The following is a 20,145-nucleotide window of genomic DNA, read 5'->3' as shown; positions in this document are numbered from 1 at the left end:
AACGGTGGCGTGCAATACTGCCATTTCATTTTGTCAGGGAATACACGCCATGAGCCGCAGCGCCTTCGAATTGTCCAACCCACCGGGCCTTTACGACCCCGCCCCGAACGCCTATTCCCACGTGGCCAGCGTGCCCACCCAGGCGCGCATGATTTTCCTGGCCGGGCAGGGCGGCGAGGACCGCGACGGTGTGCTGCCCGCCGACTTCGCCGCGCAGGCGCGCCAGGCCCTGGCCAACGTGCAGGTGGCGCTGCAGTCCCAGGGCGCGACGCTGGCCGACGTGTTCAAGCTGACCCTGCTGATCGTCGACCACGACGATGCCCGGCTGCGCGCCTGGGTGGCCGCGGCGGACGAGGCCTGGGGCACGGCCATGAAGCCTGCCTGCACGCTGATCCCGGTGCCGCGCCTGGCGCTGGAAGGCATGCTGATCGAGGTGGAGGCCATGGCCGCGTTGGCTTGATGTTATTTGCCCATGGCAATGCGCGGCGCTTTTGTAAACAATAGCGCCCTGCAAAACCGCGCGGCCCGTTCGGGCCCGCGCCATGGTCATTTTTACCGGGAACTCCATGCCTTCGATTTTCGCCTGCCACGCGCCATGCTCTCCTGCCCGGGAGCTCCAGCCATGAACGATTTCACCGTCGAGCTGCTGCCCACCCAGGTGGACCAGGCACAGCTGATCCGCAACCTGTACCAGTTCTACGCCTATGAGTCTTCCGACTGGGAGCAGGAGGACGTCGACGATGACGGCCGCTACTACATCCACGACGAACACCTGATGCGCTACTGGCACGAGCAGGACTGGAGCGCCAACCTGCTGCTGGTCAACGGCTGCGTGGCCGGTTTCCTGCTGGTGGAGCGCAGCGAGCTGCCGGGCATCGACGCCCTGGAGCTGGCCGACCTGTTCATCCTCAAGCGCTACCGCCGCAAGGGCATTGGCAAGGCGTTGGTCACCCAGGTGCTGATGGGCGGCCACGAGAACTGGCTGGTGCGCTACTACCGCCAGGATGATGCGGCCATGGCGTTCTGGGACTCGGTGCTGGAAGAACTGCCGCGCCCGGCGCGGGCCATCGAGCTGGATGACGAGCCGGATCTGGCGAATTTCCTGGTCACGCGGGTGATGCACTGACGCGGCCGTTGGCCGCTGCTACAGGAGCCCCATGCGCCGCCCCGTAGCAGCCGCCGCAGGCTGCGTCACAGGGACGGGACAGGGTGCCGCAAGGCCTCGACCAACAACGCGAACGCCGGCGAAGCCTGGCGCCGGCTGGGGTAGTACAGGTGAAAGCCGGCAAACGCCGGGCTCCAGTCCTCCAGCACGCGCACCAGTTCACCGCGCTGGAAATAAGGCGCGCACAGGTCTTCCGGCACGTAGCTGAGCCCCAGCCCATCCACTGCCGCCGCCAGCAACTGGTAGACGCCGTTGTGGATGACCTGGCCGGTCACTTTCACGTTCAGGCTTTCGCCGCCCTTGGCGAACTCCCAGGCGTACAGCCCGCCGTGGGTGGCCAGGCGCAGGTTGTTGCACGGGTGGGCGGTGAGGTCGCGGGGCGTCAGCGGCTTGGGGTAGCGGGCGAAATGCCCGGGCGTGCCCACCACCGCCATGCGCATGTCGGCGCTGATGCGCGTGGCGATCATGCCTTCGGCCACCTGCTCGCCCAGGCGCACGCCGGCGTCGAAGCCCTGGGCGGCGATGTCCACCAGGCCGTTGTCGCAGCACACCTCGACCTTGATGTCCGGGTACTGCTGCAGGAAAGTCCTGAGCCTGGGCCGCAGCACCGTATCCAGGGAGTAGTCCGAAGCGTTGATGCGCAGGTTGCCGGCGGGGCGGTCGCGCAGGTCGCTGAGGGCGGCCAGCTGGATCTCGATTTCCTCGAAATGCGGGCCTACGGTCTGCAACAGCCGTTGCCCGGCCTCGGTGGGCGACACGCTGCGGGTGGTGCGAATCAGCAGGCGCAGGCCCAGCCGCGCTTCCAGGCCGCGGATGGTGTGGCTCAGCGCCGATTGCGACACGCCGATCTTGGCTGCCGCCTTGGTAAAGCTTCGCTCGCGGGCCACCGCGAGAAAGGCAAGCAGGTCGTTGGCGTTCTCGCGCAGCATTGAGGCGATTCCTTCAGGGGGCGGCCCCCCATTCTAGCAGGGGCCGCGTGGCATCAACCGCCTACGCGCTTCTGCAAATGGGCCGGGTAGCGGTCACCTGCCACGGTGATACCGTCCAGCGCCACCTGGATGGCCGCCAGGTCGTCGGCGCCCAGCACCACGCTGGCGGCACCGGTGTTTTCCTCCAGGCGATGCAGCTTAGTGGTGCCCGGAATAGGCACGATCCACGGCGCCTGGGCCAGCAGCCAGGCCAGGGCGATCTGCGCGCGGGTGGCCTGCTTGCGCTCGGCGATCTGGCCCAGCACCTCGACCAGCGCGGCGTTGGCCTTGCGGTTGTCTTCGCTGAAGCGGGGCACCTGGTTGCGGAAGTCGCTGGCGTCAAAGGTGGTGGTCTCGGTGATGGCGCCCGTCAGGAAGCCCTTGCCCAGCGGGCTGAACGGCACCAGGCCGATGCCCAGTTCCGCCAGCGTCGGCAGCACCTCGCGCTCGGGCTCGCGCCACCACATCGAATACTCGCTTTGCAACGCCGCCACCGGCTGCACCGCGTGGGCGCGACGGATCGAGCCGACCCCGGCCTCCGAGAGGCCGAAGTGCTTGACCTTGCCCTCGGCGATCAGCTCCTTGACCGCGCCGGCCACGTCTTCCATGGGCACGTTGGGGTCGACCCGGTGCTGGTAGAACAGATCGATGCGGTCGGTCTTCAGGCGCTTGAGCGAGGCTTCGGCCACTGCACGGATACGCTCGGGGCGGCTGTTGAGGGGCTGTTTGGAGTCGCCGTTTTCAAAGCCGAACTTGGTGGCGATGACGACCTGGTCGCGGAACGGCGCGAGGGCTTCGCCCAGCAGTTCCTCGTTGGTGAACGGGCCGTAGCATTCGGCGGTGTCGAAAAAGGTCACGCCGCGTTCAAAGGCGGCGCGCAGCAATTGCACGCCGGTGGCGCGGTCGACGGCGGGGCCGTAGCCGAAGCTCAGGCCCATGCAGCCCATGCCCAGGGCCGAGACCTGCAAGCCGGTGCTGCCGAGTTGGCGGGTTTGCATGGTGGGTGCCTCCTTGTGGGTGAGCAGCCCATGCTACAAGCCGCGGCGGCGCTGATTAAGGCGCCCCTGCAGGATTAACTTATGAGCCTGGCTCATGAATGTAGCAGCGGCCGCCAGGCCGCGTCAGGGCCGGACGCGGCCTGGCGGCCACTGCTACGGGCGGTGGCGCATCACGTGGGCGTGGAAGCCGGTCTCGCCGGGGGCCACGTCATCACGCAGGGTCAACTGCGGAATCTGGTAATCCCCGCCGTTCTGCGCCCGGAACGCGATCGGCGTCTCGCTGAACAACGCATCCAGCCGCTGCCCCAAGGCATGGGCCAGCGTGGCATAGCGGTCCTCGTCCACGCGGCTGGTGCGGTGCACCAGGAACGGCGGCAGCACGTCGAAGCCGGGGTAGTGCAGCATGCCGTGGTGGATGGGGAACAGCAGGTCGGCCATGGGCCCGTTGATACCGCGTTCGCTGTAATGCGACTCCCAGCCACCGCTGGTCACCACCAGTATGGCGCGCTTGCCCTGCATCGAGCCCTCGCCGTAGCGGTTGCCCCAACGGGTGTCGGAATGTTCGCCCACGCCGTAGGCGAAACCGTAGGCGTACACCCGGTCGAACCAGCCTTTCATGATCGCCGGCATCGAGAACCACCACAGCGGGAACTGGAAGATCACCGCGTCGGCCCATAACAGCTTCGCCTGTTCGGCGGCGATGTCTGCACTTTGCTGGCCGTTGGCGAAGGCGTGGCGGGACTCTTTCGAGGCGTCGAAGTGCAGCGGGTCCAGGCGCTGCTGGGTGTCGTCGGCGTCCAGCGTGGTCTTCCAGTGCATGGCGTACAGGTCCGAGACCTGCACCTGGTGGCCGGCCTGCTGCAGGTGGGCGACGCTGAAATCCTTCAGCGCGCCGTTGAGGGATTTGGCTTCGGGGTGGGCGTAGACAATCAGAATGTTCATGGTCAGGTCCGGGCGGGTGGGGTTGGGCCTATCCTCGCGCCGGCTGAGGTATAGTGGAAATGAATAACTGATATTGCAGGTATTGGCATGGTTAATTTACGGCAGCTGGACCTGAACCTGCTGGTGACCCTGGACGTGCTGCTCAGCGAGCAGAACGTGACCCGCGCGGCGCAGCGCCTGAACTACTCGCAGCCCTCCATCAGCGTGCACCTGGCCAAGCTGCGCGAGGTGTTCGATGACCCGCTGTTGCTGCCGGGCCCCCGTGGCATGCGCCCCACGGCCCGGGCCCAGGCCCTGCGCGAGCCGCTGCGCCAGGCGCTGGCGGGGCTGGAGCAGGCAGTGGCGCCCGTGGCGCCGTTTGACCCGGCCCAGGCGCGGGACACCTGGCGCCTGGCAGCCTCGGACAAAAGCACCGCGACCATCCTGCTGCCGGCCCTCGGCAGCCTGCGCGCCGCCGCCCCGCATACGCGGGTGGCGGTGTTGCAGCTGGTGCCGGCGCGGCTGGCGCGGCAGGCCGAGGAGGGCGAGGTGGACCTGGCGTTCCACACCCGTGACGACTCGCCGGAAAGCCTGCGCAGCCGCGTGCTGTTCGAGGAACGCTACGTGCTGGTGGGGCGCAAGGGCCACCCGCGGCTCAAGCGCAAGCCTACCCTGGCGCAGTTCTGCAAGCTTGAGCAGGTGATCGTCTCGCCCGATGGCGGCGGCTTCAGCGGCGCCACCGACAACGCCCTGGCGGCGCTGGGCCTGAGCCGCCGGGTGGTGCTGTCGGTGCCGCATTTCCTTCTGGTGCCCCATGCCCTGGCCAGCAGCGACCTGGTGGCGCTGCTGCCCGAGCGCCTGGTGCGTGGCGATCCCGAGCTGCGCGTGCTGGAACCACCACTGGCGGTGGCAAGCTTCCAGATGACCATGCTCTGGCCCGAGCGCTGCCACCGCGACCCGGCACACCGCTGGTTGCGCGAGCACATCGCCCAGGCCTGCACCAACCCCCTGTAGCAGCTGCCGCCAGGCGGCGTCCGGGGCCACCACAACAGGCCTGTCGAGAATTTCATGGTGTGGCAACTTGACGCAGGGGTGTCAAAATTGCGCTAATCGGTGCTTTGACGTGTATACAAAAAGCCTTCTCCAGCGGTGTCACGGGCGTGCAGCCTGCCGGCGATACCCTGGCCGGAGTGCTTTTGCCTGATGACGGAAATCACCCATGAAAAATGTGCCGAACCAGTCTCGCCCCCTGTACATCGCCTACGCCGGCCCTTCGCTGCTGGAAATGCCGCTGCTGAACAAGGGCAGCGCCTTCACCCCGCAAGAACGCATCGACTTCAACCTGATCGGCCTGCTGCCACAGAACGTCGAGACCATCGAAGAGCAGGTGGACCGCGTCTACCGCCAGTACGAGCAGTGCGCCAGCGACCTGGACAAGCACATCTACCTGCGCTCCATCCAGGACAACAACGAGACCCTGTTCTTCCGCCTGCTGGAATCGCATCTGGACAAGATGCTGCCGATTATCTACACCCCCACCGTCGGCCAGGCCTGCCAGGAATTCTCCAAGATCTACCGCACCCACCGCGGCCTGTTCATCTCCTACTCCGACCGTGACCGCATCGACGACATCCTGCGCAGCGCCACCAAGGACTCGGTGAAGATCATCGTGGTCACCGACAGCGAGCGCATCCTCGGCCTGGGCGACCAGGGCATCGGCGGCATGGGCATCCCCATCGGCAAGCTGTCGCTGTACACCGCCTGCGGCGGCATCAGCCCGGCCTACACCCTGCCGATCGTGCTGGACGTGGGCACCAACAACCAGGAACTGCTGGACGACCCCATGTACATGGGCTGGCGCCACCCGCGCATCACCGGCCAGGACTACGCCGAGTTCGTCGACCTGTTCATCCAGGCGGTGAAGCGCCGCTGGCCGGGCGTGCTGTTGCAGTTCGAGGACTTCGCGCAAACCAACGCCATGCCGCTGCTGGAGAAGTACCGCGACGAGCTGTGCTGCTTCAACGATGACATCCAGGGCACCGCCTCGGTGGCCGTGGGCACGCTGCTGGCGGCCTGCAAGGTCAAGGGCCAGAAGCTGGGCGAGCAGGTGGTGGCCTTCGTCGGCGCCGGTTCCGCGGGTTGTGGTATTGCCGAGCACATCGTCGCAGCCATGCAGATCGAAGGCCTGTCGGAAAGCGAGGCGCGCCAGCGCATCTTCATGGTCGACCGCTTCGGCCTGCTGACCGACGACATGACCGGCCTGCACGACTTCCAGATGCGCCTGGCGCACACCGCCAGCGCCCTGCAGGGCTGGCAGCGCGACGACAACGGCCTGCCGTTGCTGGAGGTGGTGAAACAGGCCAAGCCAACCATCCTCATCGGCGTCTCGGGCCAGCGCGGCCTGTTCACCGAGGCCGTGGTGCGCGAGGTCTACGCCCACTGCAAGCAGCCGCTGATCATGCCGCTGTCCAACCCCACCTCGCGCGTCGAGGCCACCCCGGCCGAAGTCCTGGAGTGGACCGAAGGCAACGCCCTGGTCGCCACCGGCAGCCCGTTCGCACCGGTGGAAATCAACGGCCGCAGCCTGCCGATCGCCCAGTGCAACAACGCCTACATCTTCCCCGGCATCGGCCTGGGCGTGGTGGCTGCCAAGGCCACGCGCATCACCGACGCCATGCTGATGGCCGCCTCCAACGCCCTGGCCGAGTGCTCACCGGTGGTCACCGGCAGCGGTGACGCGGTGCTGCCGCCGCTGAAAGACATCCAGGCGGTGAGCAAGAAAATCGCCGTGGCCGTGGCCAAGCAGGCCCAGGCCGATGGCGTGGCCCTGGAAACGCCCGAGGAGCTGCTGCTGGCGGCCATCGAGCGCAACTTCTGGTTCCCGCGCTATCGCTTTTACCGGCGCTCGGCGGTATAAGTTGCAGCTATCCAGCTGAGTGAAAACGGGCCTGGTCAGGCCCGTTTTTTTCGCCTGTCTTTCGTCCGGTGGCCAGGCCGAAAGCCCGGTCATCGCCTATTACTCAGTGACACCCAACGCACAGGACCCGCTGCGTGAGCGAGCGCCCGCACTCCCGATTCTCGCTGTTCTGGCTGCTGCCCCTGGCCGCGGCCATTACCGCCGTGCTGGTGCTGACCGGGCATTTCATCGGCCAGGGGCCGCGCATCACCGTCAGCTTTCGCACCGCCGAGGGCCTGGAAGCCAACCACACGCTGGTGATGTTCAAGCACGTGCCCATCGGCAAAGTGGTGGCCATCGATATCGACAAGAACCGCGACCGCGTGGACGTCAGCATCGAACTGCAGGCCTCGGCCAAGGCCTTCGCCGACAAGGGCACGCGTTTCTGGGTGGTGCGCCCGCGCATCGGCTTCAACGAGATTTCCGGCCTCAAGACCCTGCTCAGCGGCAGCTTCATCGGCGCCGACGCCGGCCGCGACGGTGAGCAGGCCGATCATTTCCTTGGCCTGGAACACCCGCCCGCCACCAGCTTCGGCGAGGCCGGCACGCGTTATGTGCTGCATGCCGACGACCTGGGTTCGCTGAACGTCGGCTCGCCGGTGTATTACCGCCGCGTGCAGGTGGGCCGGGTGATTGGCCGTGGCTTGAGCAGCGAGGGCAAGGGCGTCGACGTGACGGTGTTCATCAGCGCGCCCAACGACCGCTTCGTCACCCAGAACAGCCGGTTCTGGAACGCCAGCGGCGTCGACATCAACGTCGGCGTGGGCGGCCGCGAGGTGAACATCGAGTCCCTGGCCGCGGTGCTCAACGGCGCCGTGGCGTTCCAGAACCCGGCGTACCCGGATAACCCGCCCGTGGCGCTGGCCAACAGCCGCTTCACCCTGTTCGACGAACGCGACGACGCCCTGGCCCGGCCCTTGGGCTATGCCCGCTACATGGTGATGCACTTCGACGACTCGGTGCGCGGCCTGGCGGTGGGCGCGCCGGTGGAATTCTTTGGCGTCAGCATTGGCCAGGTCACCTCGGTACGCCTGGACTACGACGACGCGCGGCAACGGCCGGTGACCCACGTGGGTGCGGTGATCTACCCCAACCGCCTGGGCGCGGTGCACGAAAAACTGCACAAGGACCTGGGCCGCGACGACGAAAGCACCACGGCCATGCTGGTGGGGCGCTTTATCGAGCACGGCATGCGGGGGCAGGCGCGCACCGGCAATCTGCTGACCGGGCAGAAGTACATCCTGCTGGGCTTCGTGGCGGGCGCCGCGCCGGTGAAGTTCGACTATGCAGCGCGGCCGCTGGAGGTGCCGACGGTGTCGGGCAGCCTGTCGGTGATGGAAGACCAGCTCAAGCAGATCATGGCCATGGCCGGGCGCCTGCCCACCCGGCAGTTGTCGGAAAACTTCACCCGCAGCCTGCAGCAGCTGCCGCTGGTGGTGCAGCAGGTGAACCAGCAGGTGGTGCCGCAACTGCGCGATACGCTGTTGGAAGCGAACCAAACCTTCAAGGGCGTGGTCGATAGCGTCGCCGAGGGTGCGACCCAACGCGAGCAGTTCGACGAGACGGCGCTGCAGATCAAGCAGGCTTCGCGCTCGGTGCAGGCGCTGCTGGACCTGTGGAACCGCTACCCCGAACTGTTCCTGCGCGGGCGCGCGGCCGACGACCCGGCGGCAGCCACGGCGCTGCCGCGAAACTGACCGAAAATTTACCCTTTGCAGACGTTGCCTGCGTGTTTTTAACCGATACTCAAAGGCGTGAAAGCGAGCGCTGCTCGACTAGCCATGGAGATACACATGAAAAAGATCATTGCGGCAGGTTGTGCCTGCCTGATGCTGCTGACGCCGCTGGCGAGCTTCGCCCAGCCGGGCCCGGACAACGGCGGCCCTGATCGCGGCCACGGCGGTGGGCAGCAGCAGGGGCGCCCACCACAGGGTGGCGGTGGCGGCCCGCAACACGGCGGCGGCCAGCAGCAGCGGCCGCCACAACACGGTGGTCCACAACAACAGCATCGCCCGGGCTGGCAGGGCGGTGGCGGCCAGGCCTACCGCCCGCAACCGGGCATGCCGCGGCCGCACAGCGAATGGCACCGCGGCGGCTTCGCGCCGCAGCAATACCGAGGCGACCGCTACTGGGTCACCGACTGGCACGCCCGCCACCTGCGCCAACCGCCGCGTGACCACCGCTGGCTGTACGTGAACGGCGACTACGTGCTGGTGGCCATCGCCACGGGCGCCATCGTGCAGATCCTCAGCGGTTATTGAGCCCCTGACGCGGCCTGGCGGCCGGCAACGCCGCGGGTGCGTCTAATACAACGCGGTGCCGGTGGACGCGGCCTGGCGGCCGCTGCTACGCAAGATTCGCGTAGCAGCTGCCGAAGGCGGCGTCCGGCAACGCCGCGGTGTGCCTGATACAACGCGGTGCCGGTGGACGCGGCCTGGCGGCCGCTGCTACGGAAGATCGCGTAGCAGCTGCCAAAGGCTGCGTCCGGCAACGCCGCGGTGTGCCTGATACAACGCGGTGCCGGTGGACGCGGCCCGAAGATCGCGTAGCAGCTGCCGCAGGCGGCGTCTTACTGGCGAACCTGCCACACAGGCACACCCTGCTCATCAATGGCCCAATGCGCCGCACCGGGGGCTATGCACACGCCACCCACCCAACGCTCATGGCTGGCCAGGTCCGGCCAGTAGGCCAGCCCCGCCAACACTCGTTCACCCAACGCCGTCAACCGTACCGGCCGCTGCGCCCACGGCAACTGTGGTTCCTGCTCGATCAACAGTGGGTTCGCGCCATCGATCAAAGGCCGCATCATGGCGTAGAACATCAGGTCCCCCAGGTACGGCAGCGGCTCGTGCCGCAGCATGAGTGCACCGAACACCTTGCCCAGCGGCAACGAGCCTGCCTCGGCGATGACCCGCAGCGCCAGGCGTTCGGTCAGCGACAGCCCGTCGCGCACGCCGGGCAACTCCTGCAGCTGGCGCCGCAACGCGCCGCCCAGCAAGGGCAGGGCGGGGTGGTCTGTCCTGGCCAGGGCCGCCAGCGGCACCGGGGAAGCATCGCAATAGGCCTGCCACGCCTGCCGCGCCAGCTGCAGCATGGCAGCGTCCACGGCCCGCCGTTGTGGCCACAGCCACGCCAGCACGTCCGGCGCCAGTTGGCCAATGCCGATGAAGCGCTCGACCCCGGGCACGTGGCTGACCTCGATTAGCTCAAGCCTATCAGGCACTTGCGCCAACCCGGCCAGCACACGAATCAGGAACAGCTGGTCATAGGCGTCCGCCTCGCACCACAACACCCCCGGCTGGCCGTTGCCCAGCTCGGCCAGGTCGCGGTATTCATCGTCGAAGCGGCGGCTGACTTCGCCCAGCGCCAGGCCGAACGCCTGGCTGACGAAGCGGCTGCGCTGGCGCTTGTAGGCCGCCGCCGGCAACTGCTGCACCGGCCCCATGCACAGCGGGTCGGCGAGCATGCGAAAGCGCCCCTTGAACCCGGCCAGTTGCAGGCTGTGGGCGATGTCGTTGCCGCAGCGCCAATGGGTGGTGCGCGCCTCGTCGCTGGCGGCAAAATCGGGGTGGCGGGCGGCGAAGTCGATGGCGTCGACGTGGGCCACCAGCTTGGGCCCGCTGCTGAACCCCAGCTCCTTGGCGATCTGCCATTGGGCGTCGGCCAGGGTCTGGTCGAAGGGCGGTTGCTGCTTCAGCTGCTTGAGGCGTTCCTTGGCGCGCTTGCGCTGCTGCTCAAGGTTGATACGGCCATCGGTAGGGGATGACGGGACTGGGGCGGGCATACGATCTCCTTGTGCAACCAAGGTCCGCTTCATGGTTGGGAGTCGTAATGACAGGCAAGCGATTCGTGTCCTGGGCGCAGCCCTTCCCGCGGATGGCGGCGTGGATGACGCCGTGGTGGCACTATAGGCAGCCAGGCCGCGGCTGGCAACGCTTATGCTTCCCCGGCATAACCGGACACCATCGATTATTGGACGGCCAGCGTACCGCCGGGGAATGCTGCTGGCTTTTGCACGGCACAGGGAACCCCGCCCATGAGCACCACGCGACAACTCAAGCTGGGCGCGTTCATGCGCCCGGTCAGCATCCACACCGGCGCCTGGCGCTACCCAGGCGCCTGGCGTGACGCCAACTTCAACTTCCAGCACCTCAAGCGCCTGGCCCAGACCCTGGAGCGCGGCAAGTTCGACGCCTTCTTCATGGCCGACCACCTGGCGCTGCTGAACATGCCGCTGGACGCCCTCAAGCGTAGCCACACAGCTACCTCGTTCGAGCCGTTCACGCTGCTTGCGGCCCTGAGCCAGGCCACCGAGCACCTGGGCCTGGTGGCCACGGCGTCCACCAGCTTCGACGAGCCGTTTCACATCGCCCGGCGCTTCGCCTCCCTGGACCACCTGAGCAACGGCCGCGCCGGTTGGAACATCGTCACCACCTCCAACCCCGACGCGGCGAAAAACTTCGGCCTGGAGCAGCACCTCGACCACGACCAGCGCTACGCCCGCGCCCGCGAGTTCTACGACGTGGTTACCGGCCTGTGGGACAGTTGGGCCGACGATGCCTTCATTCGCGATGCCGACAGCGGCGAGTTTTTCGACCCGGCCAAGCTGCACACCCTCAATCATCATGGCGAGCATTTGCACGTGCGTGGGCCGCTGCACATCGCCCGGCCCGTGCAGGGCTGGCCGGTGATCGTGCAGGCAGGCTCCTCGGAGCCAGGCCGGCAGCTGGCGGCGGAAACCGCCGAGGTGATCTTTGCCGCGCCCAGCAACCTGGACGACGGCCGCGCCTTCTACGCCGACGTCAAGGCGCGGCTGGCGCCGTTGGGCCGTGAGCGCGACCACTTGAAAATCCTCCCGGCGGCCTTCGTGGTGGTGGGCGATACCCTGCAACAGGCGAAAGCCATTCGCGCCCGGCTCGACAGCCTGGTGCACTACGAAAGCGCCATCGCCTCGCTGTCCATCGCCCTGGGCACCGACGCCTCGCGCTTCGACCCCGACGGCTACCTGCCGCCGGTGCCGCAGACCAACGACAGCCAGAGCAGCCGCGAACGGGTGCTGGCCCTGGCCGACCGCGAGCAGCTCACCGTGCGCCAGCTGGCCCAGCGCCTGGGTGGTTACGCGGGCCTGGCGTTCGTCGGCACCGCGCAGACCATCGCCGACCAGATGCAGGAATGGCTGGAGCGCGAGGGCAGCGACGGCTTCAACGTAATGTTCCCGTGGCTGCCCGGCGGGCTCGATGATTTTGTCGACAAAGTGGTGCCGGAGTTGCAGGGGCGGGGGATTTTCCGGCGCGAGTACGAGGGCGCTACCCTGCGTGAAAACCTCGGCTTGCCGCGCCCGGCGAACCGCTTTTTCCCCGGGTAGCGAGGGTCTGCGCCAGCCCTTTGAAGGCAATCTCCCACAGGGCTGGCCTTATGCCTTTTGTATCGCAATTGTAAACTTTTAATTCCTTCCTGAAATCTCCCGCTTTGTTGCAGAGTGGCCGGGCCGCGCCCCAGCCGGGGCCTTTAACGTTCTGCATTCAAGGCATGGAGCATCCGATGGGCGCCACTCCCACTTCGCATTACCCGCTGATTGGCCAACTGTTCAAGCGTGACTACGGTTGGCTGTGCGGGCGCATCGCCCGGGTACTGGGGTGCCCGCACAATGCGCAGGACGTGGCGGCGGAAACCTTCCTGCGCGTCCTGGCGCTGCCTGACCCGTCGGCCATCCGCGAGCCGCGGGCACTGCTGACCACCATCGCGCGGCGCCTGGTGTATGAGGGTTGGCGTCGCCAGGATCTGGAACGCGCGTACCTGGAAAGCCTGGCGCTGGCCCCCGAGCACGTGCACCCTTCGCCCGAGGAGCGCGCGGTGCTGATCGAGACGCTGGTGGCGGTGGACCGGCTGCTCGATGGCCTGTCGGCGAAGGCCAAGGCGGCGTTCCTCTGCCACCAGCTGGACGGCCTGACCTACGCGCAGATCGGCGCGCAACTGGGGGTGTCCATCAGCCGCGTGCAACAGTACATGGCCCAGGCCTTCGCCCGTTGCTACCACCTGATGGCCGACGCATGAACGGCGCGGTGCCCGACAGCGTGGTCATCGACGAAGCGGCGCAGTGGATGGCGCTCCTGCATTCGGGGCAGGTCAATGACCAGCAGGTGCAGGCCCTGGCGCAATGGCGCGCCAGCGATCCCCGGCATGAGGCCGTGTGGCAGACGATGACCCAGGGCGTGGGCCAGTTGCCCAGCGCGGTGTTGCGCGGCGTGCCGCGCCAGGCGCTGCTGCGCAGCCTGCAGGCGCCGAGCAGCCGCCGGCGTTTTTTGCAGGGCAGCCTGGGCCTGGCGGCGCTGGTCAGCGGCGCCCAGTGGCTGGGCCGCGACGGTGCCTGGCCAGGCAGTGATAGCCTGCAGACCGCCACTGGCCAGCGCCAGGCTCTGACCCTCGACGATGGCAGCGCGCTGGTGCTGGACGCCCGCAGCCGCGTGGCCCAGCGCTTCGACGCCACCGAGCGGTTGTTGCACCTGTACCAGGGCGGCGTGTGGCTGGACGTGGCGCGCGAGCAGCGGCCCTTCATCGTCGAGACCGAACACGGCCAGGTCCGCGCGCTGGGCACCCGCTTCGTGGTGCAGCGCGATGAGGCCAGTACCGCGTTGAGCATGCTTCGCTCCCAGGCGTTGATCACCACCCGCAGTGGCCTTCGACAGGTGGTGGAGGCGGGGCACAGCGTGCGCTTTGACGGCGAGCAGTGGCTGGCCAGCAGCACCGCCAGCGACGCCGACGCCGCCTGGATCGACGGCCGCCTGGAAGCCCGCGACTGGAGCCTGGGGCAGGTCATCGAACGGCTGCGCAGCTACCGCTCCGGGGTGATTCGCGTCAGCGCCAGGGCGGCTGCCTTGCGCTTGAGCGGCATTTTCCCCCTCGACGACAGCGACCGCGCCTTGCAACTGCTGGGCCTGTCGCTGCCCATCGCGGTCACGCGCTACAGCGCGTATTGGGTGACCATCGACGTCGTGGACGTGTAAAGCAATACGCCTGTAGCAGCTGCCGCCAGGCGGCGTCTTGCGACCGTAGTGTATCAGGCGCACCACGGCGCCCCCGGACGCGGCCGTCGGCCGCTGCTACGCGGCTACGTAACGCCGCGTCCGAAAGCACCGCGCATCCCCAGGCAGGCCTCCTGCATAAGCTCAGCACCTTTGCGTCTAACCGCCCCCCTGTAAAACCGCGCCCCTCGCTGCACAACCCTGAAAACAACCAGATATCAGGGATGCCCCTTCGTGAAGCCATTTACCTTGACGCGTATCAGTGCCGGCCTGCTGCTGGGCTTGAACCTTGTGCCCCAGTGGGCGCTGGCGGTGCCGTTCGACCTGCCGGCCGGGCCGCTGGACGCGACGCTGCTGCAGATCTCCCGGCAGACCGGCCAGGCCATCGCCTTCGACCAGCGCCTGGTGCGCGGCCAGGTGGCGCCAGCGGTGCAGGGCGACCTCAGCACCGAGCAGGCCTTGCGCACCGCGCTGCAAGGCACCGGCCTGCACAGCGAGGCCACCGCCACCGGCGTGGTCATCAGCGCTGACGTCAGTGCGCAGCCTGCCGCCACTACCCGCGCCACGCCGCCCACCACGCAACTGGAGCGGGTGGAAGTCACCGGCAGCGCCATCCGCCGGGTAGACGCGGAAACCGCCGTGCCGGTGACCATCCTGCGGGTGGAGCAGCTCAAGGAGCAGGGCGTCACCAGCACCGAACAATTGGTCAGCCGCATCGCCAGCAACCAGTCCTCGGTCAACTCCAGCCGTGCCGTGGGCTCCAGCAGTGGCGGCGCCTCGTTCGCCGACCTGCGCGGCATTGGCCCGAACAAGACCCTGGTGCTGCTCAACGGCCGCCGCTTGAGCAACAACGCCATCAGCGGCGCCGGCGTCGACCTCAACACCATTCCCTTCGCGGCCCTGGACCGCGTAGAGGTGCTGCGCGACGGCGCCTCGGCCCTGTACGGCACCGACGCCATCGGCGGCGTAATCAACTTCATCACCAAGAAGAGCGTGGTCGGCGGCTCCATCAGCGGCGGGCTCACCAGCCCCACCCACGCAGGCGACGGCGACACCCACGACCTCAGCGCCAGCTACGGCTTCGGCGACCTGGACCAGGACCGCTTCAACGTATTCGCCGTGGCCAACTACGACAAGCAGGACAGCCTGGCCGCCAAGGACCGCAGCTACACCTACAACTACCAGCCCGGCTGCGGCCTGGACTACACCTCGGGCACCACCTCGCCGGCCAACTGGAGCCAGGGCAGCAACGCCACCAACCCGCTGGCGGGCGGGGGTTGCAAAGCCCCGGGTTTGATCCTGCGCAACGGCATCTGCCGCGAGAGCCTGTGGAGCTCGCTGGACCTGATTCCCGAATCGGAAAAGACCTCGCTGTTCACCAAGGCCAGCGGCAAGCTGGCCGATGACCAGACCCTGAGCCTGGAATATTTCTTCGCCAAGAACCAGAGCCGCACCCAAGTGGGCGCCGCGCCGCTGACCGGCCTACAGGTGAACCCTGGTACCACTTACTACCCCGGCAACGGCGTCACCCCCGGGCCCACGGGCTTCGCCCTCGACCCCACGCAGCCGGTGGACGTGAACTGGCGTGAAAGCGCCGAAGGCCCGCGGCGCCAGAGCGACGACAACACCAACCAGCGCCTGCTGCTGACCTTCGAAGGCAATGCCGCCGGCTGGGATTACAACCTGGGCGCCTCCTACAACCAGAACAAGGTGGTGGGCAGCATCAACAGCGGCTACGTCAATGACAGTGCGGTGGCCGCCGGCGTTGCCAATGGCACCATCAACCCGTTCGGCCCGCAAAGCGCGGCCGGCGCCGCCTACCTGGCCGCCAACGCCGTGGAAGGCGACTACAGCACTTCCATTGGCCGCGTGAAGGCCATCGACGGCCGCGCCAGCCGCGACATCGGCGACTGGTTCGGCGCCGGCCCCGCGGCGTTGGCGCTGGGCGGCGAGTACCGCAAGGAAGAGTTCCACCAGGATTACCAACCGTTCGCCGCCGAGGTCCAGAGCCTGGGCGTCGACCCCAACGCCGCCGTGTCGGGCGACCGCTCGGTACTGGCCGAATACGCCGAACTGAACGTGCCGGTGCTCGACAGCCTGGAAGTCAGCGCCGCCGTGCGCCACGACAAGTACAGCGACTTCGGCAGCACCACCAACCCCAAGTACTCGTTCCGCTTCCAGCCGTTCAAGGAACTGGTGCTGCGCGGCGCCTACAGCGAGGGCTTCCGTGCGCCGTCGCTGTATGAGCTGTACAACCCCAACTACACCACCTTCACCAACGCCAACTACAACGACCCACGCCTGTGCGCTGGCGGCCGCCCCAGCAACGGCGGCATTGCCAACCGCGACTGCGCCCAGCAGTTCTTCAGCCGCACCGGCGGCAACACCCAACTGAGCCCGGAAACCGCCCGCAACGTCACCTTCGGCTTCGTCTACCAGCCGGTGCGCGACCTGTCGGTGGGCCTGGACTTCTGGTGGATCAAGATCGCCAACCAGATCGCCGAATTCCCCGAGTCGGCGATCTTCGACAACCCCGACGCGTTCGCCGACCGCATCGTGCGCAAGGCCGACGGCTCCATCGACCACATCGTCACCGGCCTTGCCAACCTGGGCAAGGTCAAGACCAGCGGCATCGACGTGTCCCTGGACTACCGCTTCCCCAACACCCCGTACGGCCAGTTCGGCCTGGGCCTGCAGGGCACCTACGTGACCCGCTACGACTACCAGGAACAGATCGGCGGCCCGTTCATCGACAAGGTCGGCGACTTCCGCGGCGGTGACTTCACCTCGGCCGGCGCCATCGCCCGCTGGCGCCAGAACCTGGCCCTGAGCTGGAACCTGGGCCCGTACGGCGCCAGCCTGGTCAACCGCTTCACCAGCGGCTACCACGACTCCGACCCGGACACCCACCACAGCGTCGCCTCGTACAACGTCTGGGACCTGTCGGGCACCTACCACTGGCGCAAGAGCGTGGACTTCACCGTGGGCGTGCAGAACCTGTTCGACCGCGAGCCGCCGTTCAGCAACCAGACCTACACCTTCCAGAGCGGCTACGACCCCAAGTACGCCGACCCCTTTGGCCGCGTGCTGTTTACCAAGCTCGCCTACAACTTCTGAGGGCGGCGTTATGCACTTCGAGTCTGACCAGGCAACGGTTTGCGCCAATGAATACTAAAGCCCGCGCTATAAAAAGCCTGTGCTCGTTGCACAACCAGGCAGGCACGCACGTTTTCGCTGTCGCGCTGGCCGCGGTGTGCATGGCGTCGAGCGCCTGGGCTGCGCCCCAGGGCTACCTCACCGTCTACGGCGAGGCGCCACGCTACCCCGATGGCTTCCAGCACTTCGACTACGTCAACGCCAATGCGCCGAAGGGCGGCAGCCTGCGGCGCTCGTCCATGGAAGATGGCGCCTTCGACCACATCATTCCTTACGTGGACAAGGGCACCGGCGTGACCCAGGTCGACAGTTGGCTGTACGCGCCGCTGGGCTACCGCTCCAAGGACGAGCCCTACACCGTCTACGCCCTGGTGGCCCGGCAGTTCGAGCTGGCACCGGACCGGCGCTGGCTGCGCCTGACCCTCGACGACCAGGCGCGTTTCGCCGACGGCCAGCCGATCACCGCCGAGGATGTGCGCTACACCTTCAACCTGTTCATGACCCAGGGCAGCCTCAAGTATCGCCAGCAGTTCGCTGACGTCGACCAGGTGCGGGTGGAGTCGCCCACCCGCGTGCTGTTTACCTTCAAGGACAACGGCAACCGCAACCTGCCGTTGGACATTGCCAGCCTGCCGGTGCTGCCCGAGCACTGGTGGCGCACCCGCGACTTTGCCAACGGCGGCGGTTTTGAGCCGCCGCTGGGCAGCGGGCCGTACCGGGTGAGCCCCGTTGACCCCGGCCGCAGCATTCACTTTGAGCGCGACAAGACCTGGTGGGGCCGCGACCTGCCGGTGAGCCGCGGCCTGTATAACTTCGACGAACTGAGCGTGGAATTCTTCGGCGACACCCAGGTGTCGCAGCAGGTGCTCAAGGCCGGCGGCTACGACTACAACCGCGAGTTCTCGGCGACGGCCTACACCGTCGGGTATGCCGGCGCCGCGCAGGACGACGGCCGCCTGGTGCGCGAACACCTGGCGCCGGGCGCTGCGGAGAACAGCCAGGGGTTTGCCTTCAACCTGCAGCGGCCAATGTTCCAGGACCGCCGCGTGCGCCAGGCCATCGCCATGCTCTGGGACTTCGAATGGAGCAACCGGCAGATGATGCGCGGCATGTACCTGCGCCAGCGCAGCTACTTCTCGCACAGCGACCTGGCCGCCACTGGCTTGCCCAGCGCCGAAGAGCTGAAAATACTTGAGCCGTGGCGCGGGCAAGTGCCCGATGAAGTCTTCAGCCAGGCCTTCGAAGCGCCGAAGACCGACGGCAGCGGCATCGTCCGCAACCAGCAGCTGCAAGCTTTGCAACTGCTGGAAAGCGCCGGCTGGCACCCACGGGGCGACCACCTGGTGAACGCCGCCGGGCAACCGCTGAGCTTCACCTTCCTCAACGTGCAGCGCGGTTTCGAGCGCCTGCTGCTGCCGTTCAAGCGCAACCTGGCGCAGATCGGCATCGGCTTGAACATTCGCCAGGTCGACGCCGCGCAGTACACCAACCGCGTGCGTGCGCGGGACTACGACATGATCGTCATCGCCTACCCGGTTACGCCCACGCCGGGGCGTGAGCTGTACAACTACTACGGCTCGGCCAGCGCCGCCGACCCCGGTTCCAATAATTACTCGGTGCTGCGCAGCCCGGCGGTGGACGGCCTGATCGACGGCCTGGTGAAAGCCGACAGCCGCGCCGCCATGGTGCAGCACGCCCACGCCCTGGACCGGGTGCTGCAGTGGGGCTACTACTGGATTCCCAATTACTACCCGCCGGGCGTGTCCTCGGTGTGGTGGAACCGCTACGGCCGGCCCGCCGTGCAGGCGGCCAACGAGCCCGGCCTGGACACCTGGTGGCAGGTGAGCCCGGCGGCGCTGACCAGCGCGCAGATGCAACGGGCCGAGGAGGGCGACCGCCATGTGGGCTTATAGTCTGCGGCGCCTGGCGCTGATGGTGCCGACCCTGCTGTGCATCCTGCTGGTGAATTTCGCCATCGTCCAGGCGGCGCCGGGCGGCCCGGTGGAGCAGGCCATTGCCCGCCTGCAAGGCCTGGGCGCGGTGGCCAGCAGCGGCAGCGCCAGCGACAGTGCCGGCGGCGCTGGCCGTGCCAGCCGCGGCCTGGACCCGGCGCTGGTGGCCGAGATCGAGCGCCAGTACGGCTTCGACAAACCGCCGCTGCAACGCCTGTGGCTGATGCTGGACAACTACGCCCACTTGGATCTGGGCACCAGCTTCTTCCGCGGCGCCAAGGTCACCGAACTGATCCTCGACAAGCTGCCGGTGACCCTGTCGCTGGGCCTGTGGGCCACGCTGGTCACCTACCTGGTGTCGATCCCGCTGGGCATCGGCAAGGCGGTGCGCAACGGCAGTGCCTTCGACGGCTGGAGCAGCGCGCTCATCGCCTTCGGCTACGCCATGCCGGCGTTTCTGTTCGCCATGCTGCTGATCGTGCTGTTCGGCGGTGGCACGGCGCTGGACTGGTTCCCGGTGCGTGGCCTGGTCTCGGACAACTTCAGCCAGCTGGGGCCGTTGGCCAAGGTCGCCGACTATTTCTGGCACCTGGTGCTGCCGGTAACCGCGCTGGTGGTGGGCGGCTTCGCCACCCTGACCCTGCTGACCAAGAACAGCGTGCTCAGCGAGGTCAGCCGCCTGTACGTGGTCACCGCACGGGCCAAGGGCCTCAGCGAGCGCCAGGTGCTGTACCGCCACGTGTTTCGCAACGCCATGCTGTTGCTGGTGGCGGGCTTGCCCAACGCGCTGGTCAATGTGCTGTTTGGCGGCTCGCTGCTGATTGAGGTGATCTTTTCCCTCGATGGCCTGGGCCGCCTGAGCTACGAGGCGGCGGTGGCCCGCGACTACCCGGTGATGTTCGGGTCGCTGTTGCTGTTCACCCTGGCAGGCCTGGTGATCAAGTTGGTGGGCGACCTGTGCTACCGGCTGGTCGACCCGCGTATCGATTTTTCCCCAAGGAGCTGAG

16 protein-coding genes are annotated in these 20,145 nt (G+C 67.4%); 12 read left to right on the top strand and 4 right to left on the bottom strand.

The genetic code is table 11. The features are described from left to right. Positions 1–49 precede the first annotated feature (49 nt). Both AC0Z2B_RS24700 and AC0Z2B_RS24695 read left to right on the top strand, forming a co-directional pair. On the top strand, positions 50–460 hold the full coding sequence (locus AC0Z2B_RS24700; RefSeq protein ID WP_416423874.1) for a RidA family protein: 411 nt from the start codon (positions 50–52) through the stop codon (positions 458–460). Positions 461–622: 162 nt separating this feature from the next. Continuing rightward, a complete protein-coding gene (locus AC0Z2B_RS24695; RefSeq protein ID WP_416423875.1) occupies positions 623–1,126 on the top strand; it encodes a GNAT family N-acetyltransferase in 504 nt (167 codons plus the stop codon). 65 nt (positions 1,127–1,191) lie between these two features. On the opposite strand, the gene AC0Z2B_RS24690 is transcribed toward AC0Z2B_RS24695, so the two are convergent. The 3 genes from AC0Z2B_RS24690 to AC0Z2B_RS24680 form a co-directional block, all read right to left on the bottom strand. Beyond that, positions 1,192–2,094 (bottom strand): LysR family transcriptional regulator, encoded by a 903-nt coding sequence (locus tag AC0Z2B_RS24690; RefSeq protein WP_476300095.1) that lies wholly within the window; start codon positions 2,092–2,094, stop codon positions 1,192–1,194. 53 nt (positions 2,095–2,147) lie between these two features. After that, positions 2,148–3,131 carry an aldo/keto reductase gene (locus tag AC0Z2B_RS24685; protein WP_476300093.1) on the bottom strand — a complete coding sequence of 328 codons (984 nt, stop codon included), beginning with the start codon at positions 3,129–3,131 and terminating at the stop codon, positions 2,148–2,150. Positions 3,132–3,284: 153 nt separating this feature from the next. After that, complete coding sequence (locus AC0Z2B_RS24680; RefSeq protein WP_476300091.1) at positions 3,285–4,073, bottom strand: NAD(P)H-dependent oxidoreductase; 789 nt, start codon at positions 4,071–4,073, stop codon at positions 3,285–3,287. Between the two features lie 87 nt (positions 4,074–4,160). On the opposite strand from AC0Z2B_RS24680, the gene AC0Z2B_RS24675 reads away from it, so the two are divergent. From AC0Z2B_RS24675 to AC0Z2B_RS24660, 4 genes are all read left to right on the top strand, one after another. Continuing rightward, positions 4,161–5,066, top strand: coding sequence for a LysR family transcriptional regulator (locus AC0Z2B_RS24675; protein WP_476300089.1), 906 nt, complete (start codon positions 4,161–4,163; stop codon positions 5,064–5,066). Positions 5,067–5,271: 205 nt separating this feature from the next. Further along, the gene (locus tag AC0Z2B_RS24670) at positions 5,272–6,969 is read left to right on the top strand and encodes an NAD-dependent malic enzyme (protein ID WP_476300087.1); all 1,698 of its coding nucleotides are present in this window, start codon (positions 5,272–5,274) and stop codon (positions 6,967–6,969) included. Positions 6,970–7,103: 134 nt separating this feature from the next. Continuing rightward, a complete protein-coding gene (locus AC0Z2B_RS24665; protein WP_476300085.1) occupies positions 7,104–8,705 on the top strand; it encodes a PqiB family protein in 1,602 nt (533 codons plus the stop codon). Positions 8,706–8,801: 96 nt separating this feature from the next. Next, positions 8,802–9,269, top strand: a complete 468-nt coding sequence (locus AC0Z2B_RS24660; RefSeq protein WP_416423882.1) for an RcnB family protein — start codon at positions 8,802–8,804, stop codon at positions 9,267–9,269. A 308-nt stretch (positions 9,270–9,577) separates the two neighbouring features. Here the strand turns inward: AC0Z2B_RS24660 and AC0Z2B_RS24655 are convergent, their stop codons facing one another. Next, positions 9,578–10,792, bottom strand: a complete 1,215-nt coding sequence (locus tag AC0Z2B_RS24655; RefSeq protein ID WP_476300083.1) for a DUF1835 domain-containing protein — start codon at positions 10,790–10,792, stop codon at positions 9,578–9,580. A gap of 252 nt (positions 10,793–11,044) precedes the next feature. Between AC0Z2B_RS24655 and AC0Z2B_RS24650 the strand changes: the two genes are divergently transcribed. From AC0Z2B_RS24650 to AC0Z2B_RS24625, 6 genes are all read left to right on the top strand, one after another. Then, positions 11,045–12,373 (top strand): LLM class flavin-dependent oxidoreductase, encoded by a 1,329-nt coding sequence (locus AC0Z2B_RS24650; RefSeq protein ID WP_476300081.1) that lies wholly within the window; start codon positions 11,045–11,047, stop codon positions 12,371–12,373. A 176-nt stretch (positions 12,374–12,549) separates the two neighbouring features. Beyond that, positions 12,550–13,062 (top strand): sigma-70 family RNA polymerase sigma factor, encoded by a 513-nt coding sequence (locus tag AC0Z2B_RS24645; RefSeq protein WP_476300078.1) that lies wholly within the window; start codon positions 12,550–12,552, stop codon positions 13,060–13,062. Further along, positions 13,059–14,012, top strand: coding sequence for a FecR domain-containing protein (locus AC0Z2B_RS24640; RefSeq protein WP_476300075.1), 954 nt, complete (start codon positions 13,059–13,061; stop codon positions 14,010–14,012). Before AC0Z2B_RS24645 ends, AC0Z2B_RS24640 begins: the two co-directional genes overlap by 4 nt. Positions 14,013–14,264: 252 nt before the next feature. After that, the gene (locus AC0Z2B_RS24635) at positions 14,265–17,147 is read left to right on the top strand and encodes a TonB-dependent receptor (protein ID WP_476300073.1); all 2,883 of its coding nucleotides are present in this window, start codon (positions 14,265–14,267) and stop codon (positions 17,145–17,147) included. 140 nt (positions 17,148–17,287) lie between these two features. Then, positions 17,288–19,099 (top strand): extracellular solute-binding protein, encoded by a 1,812-nt coding sequence (locus AC0Z2B_RS24630; protein ID WP_476300109.1) that lies wholly within the window; start codon positions 17,288–17,290, stop codon positions 19,097–19,099. Continuing rightward, on the top strand, positions 19,086–20,144 hold the full coding sequence (locus AC0Z2B_RS24625; RefSeq protein WP_476300071.1) for a microcin C ABC transporter permease YejB: 1,059 nt from the start codon (positions 19,086–19,088) through the stop codon (positions 20,142–20,144). Before AC0Z2B_RS24630 ends, AC0Z2B_RS24625 begins: the two co-directional genes overlap by 14 nt. Position 20,145: the final 1 nt, after the last annotated feature.

It is taken from the genome of Pseudomonas sp. GYB4201 (assembly GCF_056312595.1).
This window is presented reverse-complemented; position numbering and strand designations above follow the sequence as displayed.